Annotated in this window: 13 protein-coding genes; 5 read left to right on the plus strand and 8 right to left on the minus strand. The window is 69.3% G+C overall.

The genetic code is table 11. From position 1 onward, the window contains the following. Position 1: 1 nt before the first annotated feature. Together ACFT9I_RS34420 and ACFT9I_RS34425 are read right to left on the minus strand one after the other, a co-directional pair. A complete protein-coding gene (locus ACFT9I_RS34420) occupies positions 2-745 on the minus strand; it encodes an SDR family NAD(P)-dependent oxidoreductase (RefSeq protein WP_382571031.1) in 744 nt (247 codons plus the stop codon). 53 nt (positions 746-798) lie between these two features. Beyond that, the gene (locus ACFT9I_RS34425) at positions 799-1,641 is read right to left on the minus strand and encodes an oxidoreductase (RefSeq protein ID WP_382571033.1); all 843 of its coding nucleotides are present in this window, start codon (positions 1,639-1,641) and stop codon (positions 799-801) included. Positions 1,642-1,808: 167 nt separating this feature from the next. Between ACFT9I_RS34425 and ACFT9I_RS34430 the strand changes: the two genes are divergently transcribed. The 3 genes from ACFT9I_RS34430 to ACFT9I_RS34440 all read left to right on the plus strand — a co-directional run bounded on the left by ACFT9I_RS34430 (position 1,809) and on the right by ACFT9I_RS34440 (position 4,987). After that, on the plus strand, positions 1,809-2,516 hold the full coding sequence (locus ACFT9I_RS34430) for a TetR/AcrR family transcriptional regulator (RefSeq protein ID WP_382571034.1): 708 nt from the start codon (positions 1,809-1,811) through the stop codon (positions 2,514-2,516). 487 nt (positions 2,517-3,003) lie between these two features. Beyond that, positions 3,004-3,738 (plus strand): trimeric intracellular cation channel family protein, encoded by a 735-nt coding sequence (locus ACFT9I_RS34435; RefSeq protein WP_382571036.1) that lies wholly within the window; start codon positions 3,004-3,006, stop codon positions 3,736-3,738. Next, positions 3,722-4,987: an amidohydrolase gene (locus tag ACFT9I_RS34440; RefSeq protein WP_382571038.1), complete on the plus strand. Its 1,266-nt coding sequence runs from the start codon at positions 3,722-3,724 to the stop codon at positions 4,985-4,987. Before ACFT9I_RS34435 ends, ACFT9I_RS34440 begins: the two co-directional genes overlap by 17 nt. A 136-nt stretch (positions 4,988-5,123) precedes the next feature. Here the strand turns inward: ACFT9I_RS34440 and ACFT9I_RS34445 are convergent, their stop codons facing one another. The 6 genes from ACFT9I_RS34445 to ACFT9I_RS34470 all read right to left on the minus strand — a co-directional run bounded on the left by ACFT9I_RS34445 (position 5,124) and on the right by ACFT9I_RS34470 (position 11,228). Further along, entirely contained in the window at positions 5,124-5,828 is a 705-nt protein-coding gene (locus tag ACFT9I_RS34445; protein ID WP_382571039.1) for a FadR/GntR family transcriptional regulator, read from the minus strand. Between the two features lie 296 nt (positions 5,829-6,124). Then, on the minus strand, positions 6,125-8,323 hold the full coding sequence (locus tag ACFT9I_RS34450; protein WP_382571041.1) for an acetate--CoA ligase family protein: 2,199 nt from the start codon (positions 8,321-8,323) through the stop codon (positions 6,125-6,127). After that, positions 8,320-9,501 carry an acyl-CoA dehydrogenase family protein gene (locus ACFT9I_RS34455; RefSeq protein WP_382571043.1) on the minus strand — a complete coding sequence of 394 codons (1,182 nt, stop codon included), beginning with the start codon at positions 9,499-9,501 and terminating at the stop codon, positions 8,320-8,322. The genes ACFT9I_RS34450 and ACFT9I_RS34455 overlap by 4 nt, the downstream gene beginning before the upstream one ends. Then, a complete protein-coding gene (locus ACFT9I_RS34460) occupies positions 9,498-9,863 on the minus strand; it encodes a hypothetical protein (protein ID WP_382571045.1) in 366 nt (121 codons plus the stop codon). The genes ACFT9I_RS34455 and ACFT9I_RS34460 overlap by 4 nt, the downstream gene beginning before the upstream one ends. Before the next feature lie 64 nt (positions 9,864-9,927). Beyond that, on the minus strand, positions 9,928-10,695 hold the full coding sequence (locus tag ACFT9I_RS34465; protein ID WP_382571047.1) for an enoyl-CoA hydratase/isomerase family protein: 768 nt from the start codon (positions 10,693-10,695) through the stop codon (positions 9,928-9,930). A 29-nt stretch (positions 10,696-10,724) separates the two neighbouring features. After that, positions 10,725-11,228, minus strand: coding sequence for a nuclear transport factor 2 family protein (locus tag ACFT9I_RS34470; RefSeq protein WP_382571049.1), 504 nt, complete (start codon positions 11,226-11,228; stop codon positions 10,725-10,727). Positions 11,229-11,544: 316 nt separating this feature from the next. Between ACFT9I_RS34470 and ACFT9I_RS34475 the strand changes: the two genes are divergently transcribed. Further along, positions 11,545-12,294, plus strand: coding sequence for an SDR family NAD(P)-dependent oxidoreductase (locus tag ACFT9I_RS34475; RefSeq protein WP_382571051.1), 750 nt, complete (start codon positions 11,545-11,547; stop codon positions 12,292-12,294). A gap of 132 nt (positions 12,295-12,426) precedes the next feature. Continuing rightward, the gene (locus tag ACFT9I_RS34480) at positions 12,427-13,197 is read left to right on the plus strand and encodes an SDR family NAD(P)-dependent oxidoreductase (RefSeq protein WP_382571053.1); all 771 of its coding nucleotides are present in this window, start codon (positions 12,427-12,429) and stop codon (positions 13,195-13,197) included. Positions 13,198-13,223: the final 26 nt, after the last annotated feature.

The following is a 13,223-nucleotide window of genomic DNA, read 5'->3' on the forward strand; positions in this document are numbered from 1 at the left end:
GTCAGGCGAGAAAACCTCCGTCGACGGCAAGGTGCGCGCCGGTGACGTAGGAGGCTTCGTCGGACAGGAGGAACGCGACGGCGGTGGCTATCTCACGTGGTCCGCCGATGCGGCGGGCGGGGATCTGCGCCGCGATCTCCTCGGAGTCCGGATCGAGCATGGGCGTCTGTATGACACCCGGCTGGAGTTCGTTGATACGGATGCCCCGGGCGGCCCAGTCGGCGGCGGCGGTTCGGGTCAGGCCGCGGATGCCGTGTTTGGAGGCAGTGTACGCGGCCCGGGTGGGCAGCGCGCGGTCGGCGAAGACACTGGACACGTTCACGACCGCGCCGCCGCCCGAGGCGGCGATGGCGGGCAGTTCGGCCCGGAGAGCGTAGAAGATGGCCGAGAGATTGACGGCCAGTGTGTCGGCCCACAGTTCGAGCGGCATGTCCGGGATGTCGGCGCTCTCGCTGGGCACACCGGCATTGTTGACCGCGAAGTGCAGGGCGCCGAACCGTTCGACGGCGCGGTCCACGGCGTCCTGGAGCGCTTGGGGGTCGGAGACGTCCGTGGGGACCGTGAGTGCCTGGCCGCCGGCCTTCTGGATTGTCTCGGCTACTTCGTCGAGGGGCTGCGCGCGGCGGCCGATGAGGACAGTATTGGCGCCGCGCTCGGCCAGCAGTTGTGCGGTTGCGGCCCCCATGCCGGTGCCCGCGCCACTGACGAGGGCCGTCTTTCCGGTGAACTGGTCGGTGAGATTCATGATGCTCCTTAGCACCGGTCGCCCGTCAGGTGCTGGGGACCGGCGGCGGGTGATCAGGCGGTGACGTCGTCGTAGTCGACGGAGGTGCTGATGTGGGCCCACTTGCGGTCCTCGGCGCCGGTCTTCTCCAGGGCGGCGGTGGCGTAGTGGTAGGCGTCGCTGCCCAGGAGGAGGTGGAGCGGCGGGTCGTCCTGCTCGGCGATGGCGATAAGGGCGCGGGCGGCCTTGGCCGGGTCGATGGGCTCCTTGCCGCTGGTGGCCCGCAACCGGTCGGCCTGCGCGCCGACAGTGGGCCGGTAGGCGTCGTCGAAGGGTGCGATCTCCATGGAGGAGCCGGCCCAGTCGGTGCGCATCCCGCCCGGCTCGACCACGGTCACCTTGATGCCCAGGGGTCCGGTCTCCTGGGCGAGTACTCCGGAGAAGCCTTCGACGGCGTGCTTGGCGCTCTGGTAGGCGGCCAGACCTGGAGCGGTGATCCGCCCGCCGACGGAGGCGACCTGGATGATGTGGCCGCTGCCCTGTCGCCGCAGGAACGGCAGCGCGGCCTTGGTGACCAGGACGGTGCCGAAGAAGACGGCCTCGACCTGGGCCCGGAACGCTTCCATCGTGGTCTCTTCGACGGGTGAGATGTCGGCGTAGCCGGCGTTGTTCACGACGACGTCGAGCCGTCCGAAGTGTTCGACCGTGCGCTGAACGGCGTCCTCGGCCTGCGCCTGGTCGGTGACGTCGAGTGTGAGGGGCAGCACCTGCTCGCCGTACTCGTCGACGAGCCCCGACAGGGTTTCGGGGCGGCGCGCGGTGGCGGCGACGCGCTTACCTGCGGCCAGGGCCTCCATCGCGATGGCATTGCCCAGTCCTCGGGAGGCGCCGGTGATGAACCAGACCTGCTCGGACATGTCGTTCTCCTTCAGTAAAGCGGATGATGATCGTCCGCAAATTACGCAATCGACTTGTGTAAACAGTAACGCAACCACCTTGCCTTACGCCAGTCGAGAGGCGGCCGCGCACCAGATGCACCCCGCCTAACGCATGGCACGTGCGTTAGGCGGGGTAGAGTGGTTCCGTGGAGACCAGTCAGCAGGGCTTTCGGCGAGCCCGCAGCCCCGAGCGCAAGCAGCAGCGCGCAGACGGCCTCCTCGACGCTGCCCGGCAACTGGCCCACGCCGGGGGCGTCCGGACGGTCACCTTGACGGAGATCGCCAACACCGCGGGTGTTCATGTGTCCGCTGTGCGCAGGTACTTCGAATCACGCGAGGAGATCTTCCTGCGGCTCGCGGAGGAGGGCTGGCAGGAGTGGGCCCAGGCGCTCCGCCTGCGGCTCGACACCGAGGCGTCCGTTACTCCCTTCGGGTTGGCGGCTGTCCTGGCGGACTCACTCAGCGAGCGGCCGCTGTTCTGTGATCTGCTCGCCCATGCCCCGCTGAGCCTGGAACGGGGCGTGTCCGCCGATGTGGTCCGTGCCTTCAAGCTCAGCGCTCTGGCGGCGGCCAGGGACATCGCCGGATCCATCACCAGCGCTTTCCCCGACCTCGGCCCTGGCGCCGCCCGCGACCTCGTCACCACGTCCATGGCCCTCGCGCAGTCCCTGTGGCAGATCGCCCATCCGCCCCCCACCCTCGCGGCGCTCTACGAGGAAGACGACCGTCTGGCCCACGCCGGCACCGAATTCGGCCCGGCCCTCACCCGTCTCCTTCATGCCTGCGTACTCGGCCTCACCGCGGCACAAACCGGGGTCAGCCCCACCGCTGTCGCCCACGTGCCTCCGGGCTGACAACGCCCCCTCAAGGGCATGGTGGCCTGGCTTCCGAAGGAAGTTCGCTCTGTCCGGCGGGAGAGTGGCGCGGCCCCTTCGGGATGATCGTGGATCCAGGTCCGAGGCGGGTGACGGCGGCGTAGGCGTGCTTCCCGGCCGAGGTGCGGAAGCGGGTCTTGGACCGCTGGGACGGCTGATCAGCCACTCCCCCGCCGCGGTGGCCGCCGACGATTCCGTCGGTCACCGCGGCGGAGCACGGCATCCAGCCGGGATCTGCCGACCGTCGTGAACTCCGGTGCCGGCACCGCTGCTCTCGCGAGGTGCCAAATTGGCAACCCATCGCCCGGCGGGCAGGGTGGAGTTCACAGTCGGACATCCCGGCTGCCCACGGCTGCTGCCCGGCCGCGAAGACGTCGACCGGTGACGACGGCACGGTGACGCCGACGGGTTGCGGACTGCGGGCTGCGGGCTGCGGACCGTCGATGCGAACCATTCGGGAGAATGCATGGCCTCATGGCTGTCACCGGCGGAAGTCAACACGGTCACCGGGTACCTCGACCTGGCCGGCGTGCTCATCTGCGGCCTGCTCGGCGGCGTGGTCGCCCGAGCCGAGGGACTCGACCTCTTCGGCTACCTGGTCGTCGGCACGGTCTCCGGCCTCGGCGGCGGCATCATTCGCGACACGCTGCTCCAGCGCGGTACCCCGGTGGCGCTGACCGACCCCGCCTACTTGCCCACCGCCTTCGCCGGTGCCTTCCTGGTCTTTCTCGTCGCCGTGGGCGAGGAGCAGTGGAACCGCCTGTTCACCTGGTTGGACGCGGCCGTCTTGGGCTTCTGGTCCATCGCCGGCGCGCAGAAGACACTGGCCGCCGGTCTGGGCTGGCTGCCTGCCGTGCTGCTGGGCACCGTGACGGCCGTAGGCGGCGGTGCGGTCCGTGACTTGCTGCTCCGCCGGGTACCGGCTGTGCTGGGAGGCAACGGTCTCTACGCGACGCTCGCCGTCGTGGTATCGGGCCTGTACATCCTGTGTGCCCGCCTGGGCGTGCCCACCATCGGGATCGTCTGCGGCGTACTCGGCGCGGTGCTGCTGCGCTTGGTGGCCGACCGGCGTGGCTGGTCCCTCCCCGGCGGCCTTCCGTTGGAGCCGTCCAGAGCCGTACGCAAGGTACGCGTCCGTTCGAAGAGCAAGCGGACCTCCGATCGACCTGACGAGGAGTCATCGCATGACCGCCGCAGCTGACAGGGTCCTGGAGGGTCTGGACGGGATCAGGACTCAGGTCGAGGACTTCTACCGGGACCTGCACGCGCACCCCGAACTTGGGCTGTCCGAGACCCGGACGTCCGCGCGGGTGGCCGAACGGCTGCGTGAGTGGGGCTACCAGGTGACCGATGGAATCGGCGGCACCGGAGTCATCGGCGTCCTGGAACGCGGCGATGGACCCACCGTGCTGCTCCGGGCCGACATGGACGCGCTGCCGGTGAAGGAGATCACCGGTCTGCCCTACGCCTCGACCGTGACCGCAACCGACCGGTCCGGTAACGAGGTCCCGGTCATGCATGCCTGCGGCCACGACGTCCACGTCGCCTGCATGCTGGGCTTCGCCCGCCTGATGGCCGGGGCCCAGGACGTGTGGCAGGGCACCCTGGTGGTGCTCTTCCAGCCCTCCGAGGAGAACGGCGACGGCGCGGACGCGATGCTCTCCGACGGACTGGCGGACGGGATCCCTCGCCCGGACGTCGCCTTCGCCCAGCATGTGCTGCCCTACCCGGCCGGTTACGTCGGAGTGCGGCCCGGCGCGTTCCTCAGTGCCGCCGACAGCCTGCGGATCACCCTGTACGGACGCGGTGCCCACGGCTCGATGCCGCAGGCCGCCGTCGATCCCGTGGTGCTCGCCGCGATGTGTGTCGTACGTCTGCAGACCGTCGTGTCCCGCGAGCTGTCCCCCACCACGCCGGCCGTACTGACCATCGGCAGTATCACGGCCGGATCGAGCCCCAATGTCATCCCGGACTCCGCCGTCCTCGAACTCAACGTGCGCAGTTACGACGGCACCACCCGCACATACGTCCTCGACGCCATCGAACGCTGTGTCCGTGCCGAGTCCGAGGCGTCCGGAGCCCCGAAGGAACCAAGCATCGAGAAGCTGTCCGAGTTCCCTCCCACCCGCAACGACGCCGATGTCGCCGAGCGGCTGGACAAGGCGTTCCGCGCCCACTTCGGTGAGTCAGCGGGCACCGTCGACCTGCAGACCGCCAGCGAGGACTTCAGCGAGATCCCTCAGGCGCTGGGCACACCGTTCTGCTACTGGGCCATCGGGGGCATCGACCCGGACCGCTATGCGGAGGCCGAGCGCAAGGGCACGGTCAACCAGGACATCCCGGTCAACCATTCGCCGGCTTTCGCCCCGGTGATCCAGCCCACGCTGGACACCGGTACCTCGGCCCTGGTCGTGGCCGCGCTGGCCTGGCTGGAGTCCGGTGACGCGTGAGCGGGTCTGCGGAGTCCTGCGGGCGGCCGTACAGATGCGCACGACAGGACGCATCTGCCACGCCGGCGCTCTCCATCAGGAAGCAACTCCGCCATGGATCACCGGAGTTCGGGGAAGCCTGCCGGGAAGTCATGGTTCAGGGTGCGATGTCGGTCCATCGCAGGAAGCGATCCTGCACCTTCGGGAAAGTCTTCTTGACGTACTTACGGAACTCGTCCATGTGTTGATACATCGCGGCCTCGGCGGCCTCGGCGTCGCGGCGCTCCACCGCCTCGTAGATTCTGCGGTGTGCCGCGAGCACCGCCTTGCGTCGGGACAGCGGGTAGTCCACGCCGAGCGTCATACCGTCGGTGATCCGGTGCAGTGAGGCGGTCAGCAGAGAGAACAGCGGGTTTCCAGCCGCGGTCGCGACGGCCTCGTGGAACTGGTCGTTGTCGATGAGGAAGCTCTGCTCGTCATCGATGAAGCGCTCCATACTCTCGATGTTGTCCGCGAGCACCTGAAGCAGTTCCGGAGTCGCGTTCCGCGCGGCGAGGCCTGCGATCGCGGGCTCAAGCACCTGACGCGCCTGGATGACAGCACCAAAAGGAGTCGGGTTCAGCTGCAGGAAGAGACCGAGCAGCCCGGCGAAGTCCTGGGCGTCGGGAGCCGCGACGATCGGCCCGCCCCCGGGGCCGGCCCGCATGACGATCACCCCAGTGAGCTCCAGAAAGCGCAAGGACTCGCGCAGGGTCCCGCGGCCGACACCGTAGCGCTCGACCATGTCCCTCTCAGGCGGAAGTTTCGTTCCCGGCGCGTATCCCCGATCGGTGATCTCATCGACGATCGAACGAGCGACCACGACTGCCGCCTTCCGCGCGCGAGCCGGGCGCGCAGGGCGTGACGGTCGCCCGAGTCCATCGCCCTCGATCATGTTCGATCCCTCTCCTCGGCGTGCCACGGAGGACCGTGCGGCTCACGCCGCACGGTCCTCCCGGCCGGTTCGCGTTCAGCGGATGCCCGCGCTCCACGCATCGCGAAATTACTATGCTCATGATACGACAGAAAAATGTCGTCCCTTCGCCGATGGCCAGAACCTGCCCTGCCCCGTGTTCGCCGACCTCCGGTTCCGGGGCAGGGCGGGACATCGGCAGGCGGTCATCCGGGCGTCTCCCGCTCCGGCCCCGCGCACGTGCTGTGCCGCCCGCGACGCACCAAGTGGGCGAGGGCCGAAACCATGCGGGCAGGCTCGTCGAAGGTCCGTACGCGGCCGGCCGCCAGCACGCCCAGCCCCTTGTCGGCCAGCGACGGGTCGATCAGCCAGGTCACCACGACCGCTTTGCCGGTCGCGGCCGTCGCGTCGCGGATCTCCGATGCGACACGCACCGCTTCCCCGCCGGCGATGCTCGTGAGCACCACACAGATCGCGTCGACACCCGGGTCTTCCCCGAGCAGTCGCAGAGTCTCGCGCAGCACGCCGGGCGCGAACGCGCCCTGGGCTGTGATGTCGAGGGGGTTGCTGACCTGCGCGAAGTCTGGGAGCACCGCGCCGAGTTCGGTCGTGACACCGTTGGAGAAAGTGGCGAGCGTCAGGCCGTGCTGGTCGATCAGGTCCGCGGCGGCGCTTCCGGCGCCGCCCGAGGTCGAGACCACGGCGATCCGGTCGCCGACCGGTGGCGGCGCGGTGGCGAGCAGCCAACTCACCTCCAGCAGCGCCGTCATCTCCTCGACCTGGACGACGCCTTCCTGGGCGAGCACCGCGCGGTACGCCTCGGCACTGCCGGCGAGCGCGCCGGAGTGCGCGGTGACGGCCCGGCTGCCAACCTCGGTGAGTCCGGTCTTGTACGCGACGACGGGCACACCAGCCTCGGCGGCGGTGCGGAGCGCGGTCCGGAACCGGGTTCCGTCGGTCACGCCTTCGAGGAACAGGGCTATCGCCTTGCTGCCGGATCGGGTGGCGAGGTATTCGATGTAGTCGGCGACGTCGAGGTCCATCTGATTGCCGACGGTGACCCAGTCACCGATGCCGTAACCGCGGGCCAGTTCACGGCTGATCAGGCTGCCCGCGACGGCGCCGCTCTGGGAGATGACGCCGACGCCGCTGCTGGTGAGCCTGACACCGTCCAGCCCTTGGCTGAACGTGGCAACGAGTGCGTTGTCGGGACTGACGACGCCTATCGTGTTGGGCCCGCACAGCACGGTGCCGGATCCGGCCAGGGCCTCGCGCAGCCGTTCGTCGCGGGGGGCGCCTGCCGCGCCGCTCTCGCCGAATCCGGAAGCGAACAGGATGACGGCGGGAACGCCCTGGGCCGCGCATTCGGCCACCGCGGTGATCGCGCTGTCCGCGGGGAGCGCGACGCAGACCAGGTCGGGAGTCTCGGGCAGGGAGGCGAGCGTCGGCCAGGCCCGGATTCCGGCGATGTCCCGGACCGCCGGGTTGACCGGGTAGACGGTCCCGCCGTAGTGATGTTCACGCAGGTAGCGGATGACGCGGCCGCCGGGACGCGACGCGTCGCGTGAGGCGCCGATCACCGCGACGGAGCGGGGGCTGAAAAGGGGGTCGAGATCGCGGGGCGGGGCTCCCGGCGGGGCCACCGGTCTCCTGCTTCCCAGCCGTTGCCCGGTGGTGGCCGCTTCACCGGTGCTGCTCGCGCGGGCGTCGAGGATGACGCATTCGCCGTTGGGCAGGATCCGGACCGGGTTGAGGTCCAACTCCTGGAGCAGCGGAGTCTCGACAGCGAAGTCCGCGACGGTGGAGACGATTTCGGCGAACCGGGACAGGTCGTAGCGCGGACCGCCGCGGAAGCCGTTGAGCAGCGGGTAGGCGGCCAGCGACCGCATCATCCGCTCCACCTCGACCGGCGTGACCCGGCCGGCCCAGCGGGCGACGTCCCGGAACAGTTCGACGGTGGTTCCGCCCAGTCCGACGAGCAGCAGCGGCCCGAAGGTGGGATCCCGATCACAGCCGACGAACAGGTCGACGCCGTCCGGCGCCATCGGCTGGACCACGACGACGGCGTCGTCGACGCCGAGGTCGGCGCCGGTCTTCCACAGGTCCCGGTACGTCGCGGCGGCGTCCGCCGGTGCGACGCCAAGGCGTACCAGACCGGCTTCGGTCTTGTGCACGAGCACATCGGACAAGAGCTTGATGGCGACCGGACGGCCGTACCGGGCAGCCGCGCGGGTCGCCTCGTCCTCAGTGGTCACCGTGCTGATGCCGATGAAGGGAAGACCGAGGGGCGCGAGCACCTGACGGGCCGACAGGTCGCCGAGTACGGTGTGGCGGCCGCCGGCCCTCGCCGCGAACCGGCCGGTGGACTCCTGGACGGCCGCCGGTGCGGCCCGCCCGCCTGTCACCGGGCGGCCCGGCGGGATGAGGTGCCGAGAAGATCACGCGCGATGAGCAGTCGGTGGATGTCGTTGGCGCCTTCGACGATTTGGAACACCTTGGCGTCACGGTAGAGCCGGGCCACGGGGAACTCCGGCGAGACGCCGTTCGCCCCGTGGATCTGGACCGCCTCGGTCGCGGCCTGCTGGGCGATGTCGCTCGCGAACATCTTGGCCATACTGGTCTCCGTGCGCGCTCGTCGGCCTGCTTGGAGCGCCCGCGCGCTGTCCTCCGTGAGCAGTCGGGCCGCTTTGATGTTGACGGCCATGTCGCTGATCTTCTTCTGCACCATCTGGAATTCGGCGATGGGCCGGCTGAAGACGACGCGGTCCTTGGCGTAGGAGACAGAGGCGTCCAGGGACGCCTGAGCCAGTCCGACCGCGCGGGAGGCGACGGCGAGCCGGCCCCGTTCGACGGCGGTCATCGCCACCGCGTATCCCGCGCCCTCCTCGCCGAGCAGTGCGTCGCGTCCCAGCCGGACGTCCTTGAAGACGAGTTCACCGGTGCACAGGGGCCGGAATCCGAGCTTGTCCTTGTAGGGCCGCACCTCCACGCCCGGGGTGTCTGCCGGGATGATGAAGGCGGAGATGCCGTGCGCGCCTTTCGACTTGTCAGAGGTGGCGAAGGTGACGTAGAACGACGCGATGTCCAGATTGGTGATCCACGCCTTCGCGCCGGACAGCACGAAGCCGTCGCCGTCCCGGCGGTAGTGGGTGTCCGTGCCCGCCACATCGCTGCCGGAGCGGGGTTCGGTGACACCGGCCGCGCCGAAGATCCGCCCCTCGGCCAGCGGCCTGAGCCAGCGCTCCTTCTGCGCGGTGTCGCCGAACTGGAGCAGCCCCGCGCCGACGAGTGCGGAGGGCATGCTCATGAGCACGCCCAGACAGTGGTCGTAACGGGAGATCGCCTCGATCACCCGGCTGAACGTCAGGTAGTCGAGTCCCAGACCTCCCCACTCGACGGGAACGATCCCTCCGAAGAAGCCGAGGTCGCCCATCTGGGCCAGCAGGTCACGCGGCAGGCTCTCGGCGGCGTCGTACTCGCGCACGCGCGGTGCGACGGATTTGCGGCCGAAGTCCCCCACGAGGCGGATGAGAGCGGCCTCGTCCGCCTCGACCTGTTCGATGTCGAGCGTCTCCGCGCTCATGAGAGTCCACCGGCCTTGATCAGGTTGGTCCGCTTCCGCGGGAGGGTGTCGAGGGTCGCGTCGCCGAGTATCCGGTCGATCCCGTCGTCCGCGGGGCCGGATGCCCGGTCAGCACCGACTGTCTTGATGATCAATTCGAGCGCCTCCATCGAGTACAGCGCGGTGTCGTCACAGGTGTCGAGTGCGTCGAACGTCACCACGACCGGTCTCCCCCACACCTGCGGCAGGTTCGCGAAGTGCTGGAGGTCTTCGAGGGGCGGCCCGCTGGTGCGGCCGTGGCTCTTTCCCCCGCCCTGTTCGGAGAATCCCTTGAGCCGTCGGCCGTTGTAGTGGCCGGGTACGTCGATGACTTCGCCGGGCATGCCTGACCCTTTCTAAAAGTATTATCATACGCATAATAAGGCGGTAGCGGTCCGGCCACCGGACTCACGCGGTGTCGCGCCGGATGAAGCCGCCGATCTTCGTACGGGCGTGGGCGGTATCCGCGGCCAGGACGATGGTCGCGGCCTCGTCGTCGATCCCCTGCTCACGAGGCGCCTCCCAGGACGAGCGGATCAGCCGCTTGGCCTGGCCATGGGCGAAGGCCGAACCGGCACCGAGGGCGGCGACCAGTTCGCTCGCCGCCCTCGGTAGCGCCTCCTCGTCGACCACTTGACCCACCAGCCCCCAGTCCAGGGCTGTCGAGGCGGTGATGACGCGGTTCGTCAGCGCGAGTTCGAGAGCGCGCTGCTGCCCAATAGCCCGTGGCAGCAGATGGGACACACCGCAGTCGGGGGTGAGGCCGACCCCTCCGTAAGCCATCAGGAACTTGGTGCCGCGCGCGGCCACGACCAGGTCGGCGCTCAGGGCCAACGCCAGGCCGGCGCCGGCCACAGCGCCCTGGACCGCGCAGACGACGGGCTGCTCGATGCGTGAGAGCCTCAGCAGAACGCGGCCGAAGTGTTCGGCGAGCAGGCCCACGTACTCGGACGGCCGCTCCTGCGCCGCCATCGCGGCGACGTCACCGCCCGCGCAGAACCGGGCCCCGGCCCCCCGCACCAGCACGGTGCGCACGCCGGAATCAGACGTGGCCGCCGATATGGCCCGGTCGAAGGCCTGGGACGTGGCGAGGTCGACGGCGTTGGAGACTTCGGGGCGATTCAGGGTGATGACCGCCGTGGCGCCGTCCCGCGCGTAGATCACTGGTTCGGACATGGAGGACGCTCTTTCCTTCGGCCCTTCGGTCAGGTCGCGTCCGCGGCGAGTTCTCCGTCGAGCGCGGCGAGCGCCTCGACGGTCTCGCACTGGAAGATCTTGATCTCGACGATCTTTCCGGCACGCACGGTGAACCACTCCAGGGCGCGCATCGGGACCACCGTCTCCTTGCCCTGGAACGGAAACGAGACGGCCGCGACGACCTGCTCGTCTGCGCCGTCGGCGACGGACTGCACGAAGAGCTGGTCGACCTGAATCTTTTCGGGCGGCATCGGGCCGCCGGGGTCGGCGAAGGCCGCGATCATCGGCAGGACGACGTCGATGCCCTGGTAGACCCCTCCCCAGGGCATCGCGTCGGGTTCTGTCAGGACAACCTCCGCGTCGAAGTACCGCGTGACGGTGGCGACGATCGTGTCCCGGTCGGCGGTGTGGAACGCCCGGTAGAGCTCTCCCACCACGTCGACAGCGTCGGTGACGAGCGGAGTTTCGCCGGGATCGGCAAGCTTCCTACCGGACTCGTGGCTCTCGGACATGCGGAGTTCCTCTCGACCGCGGCGCCACTCAGCGGCTGCCAAGTGTTCTAATCATAAGCATAATAGCTACCGCCACCGACGAGCAGAAGAGGGTCCACCACCACAATCGGACGCGACCGCACGCTCACGGCGGACGAACGACGACACGACTCTTGTGACGACCACCGCCACTCGTTACCATACATATAATTAATACAATTCTTCATCCGGTACCGCCCTGGGCGGCGCTCCGATGAGTCCTGCCCGAGGGCTGCCGAGTCGCCGCACCGAGCAGATTCCCCAGAGCCGCTGATCAGTGAGGGAACGTGTGACGCCAATGAGCAGGACACTTGCCGGCAAGACGGCGATCGTCACCGGCGGGGGCCAGGGAATAGGGCGCGGGATCGCGCGCGCCCTCGCCCAGCAGGGGGCGGCGGTCCTCGTGGCCGGCCGCACCGAGTCCACACTGTGCGCGGTGGTCGAGTCCATCCGGGCCGAGAAGGGCACCGCGGACTGGCATCGCGGCGACATCACCGAGCAGGACACCGTCGACACCCTGGTGCGGCGGGCGTGCGACGTCTACGGCACCGTCGACATCCTGGTCAACAACGCACAGGACATCTCGGCCGGACCGCTGCTCGACGCCGACCCCGCGGCGTTCGAACGGGCCTGGCGCAGCGGTCCGATGGCGGCGTTGGCCCTCATGCGGGCCTGCCACCCCTTGCTGCTGGACGGCGGAGTCGTCATCAATCTGGTCTCCGGGGTCGGAATCCGCTGGGACATGGAGGGTTTCGGCGCCTATGCGGCAGCGAAGCAGGCGCTCGCCGCGCTCACCCGGACGGCGGCCTGCGAGTGGGGGCCTTCCGGTATTCGCGTGCTGGGGTTGATGCCGGTGGCCGCGACGGCGGCGTGGCAGTCGTTCGAGACGGCCTACCCGGAGCAGGCGGCCGACTTCGTCAGCCGGATACCGCTGCGCAGGATCGCCGATCCGGAGGCGATAGGACGGGCCGCCGCCCTGCTGTGCGGTCCGGACGCGTCGTACATCACCGGCTCGGTGGTCAAAGTCGACGGCGGCTTCGCGCCCTGAGCCCCACCGTTCGGGACACCCGGCGACACGGGTGGCCACCGGATCGCGGTGCTGTGTGAGCCGTTCCGGCTCGTCCAGCCGTACCACCAGAAACAGAAATCCACGCAAGCTGTGCGGAGAGAGGAAGATCCCATGCGAGGCCTCAGTGGCAAAGTTGCAGTGATCGCGGGCGCCGCGCCCGGAAACATCGGTGCCGTGACGGCTCGACGGCTCGTCGACGAAGGCGCGCGCGTCGTCGTCGGCGACCTCAACGAAGGAGCGGCGCGGGCGGTCGCCGACGAACTCGGCGCCGGTGGTGCCTCCGTCAGAGCCCACGGTGTCGACATCAGCGACGAGGCGTCGTTCGCCGAGCTGATCGCCTTCGCCGGAAAGGAGTTCGGCGGCGTCGACTCCCTGTTCAACGTGGCCGCCGACCTGTCGGCGGGCAATCTGGGTCGCGACGGCGACGTACTCACCGTCCCCTTCGACGTGTGGCAGCACACGATCGACGTCACGCTGTCCGGTTACATGTACGGGATCCGCCACGCGCTGCCGGTGATGATCGAGCGGGGCGGAGGTGCGATCGTCAACACCATGTCGGCCGCGGTGTGGATGGGCGAGCCCGTACGAGTGGCGTACCAGGCGGCCAAGGCGGGTCTCACCGGCCTGACCCGGCACACCGCCACCGTCGGCGGCAAGCACGGCGTCAGGTGCAATTCGGTGGCGCCCGGGATGGTCCTCACCGCCGCGGGCCGGGCGGCCACCGACCCGGCCCAGGTCGAGTACCACCTCGGCCGGGCGCGTTCGCCCCGGCTCGGCACGCCGGAGGACATCGCCGCGGCCGTCGCCTTCCTGCTCTCCGACGACGGACAGTGGATCAACGGACAGACGTTGCTCGTCGACGGCGGCGCCAACCTGGCCTGACCACCCGTACGGCGAAACGGAAGGAC

The organism is Streptomyces sp. NPDC057137 (assembly GCF_042670825.1).
Classification (GTDB): domain Bacteria; phylum Actinomycetota; class Actinomycetes; order Streptomycetales; family Streptomycetaceae; genus Streptomyces.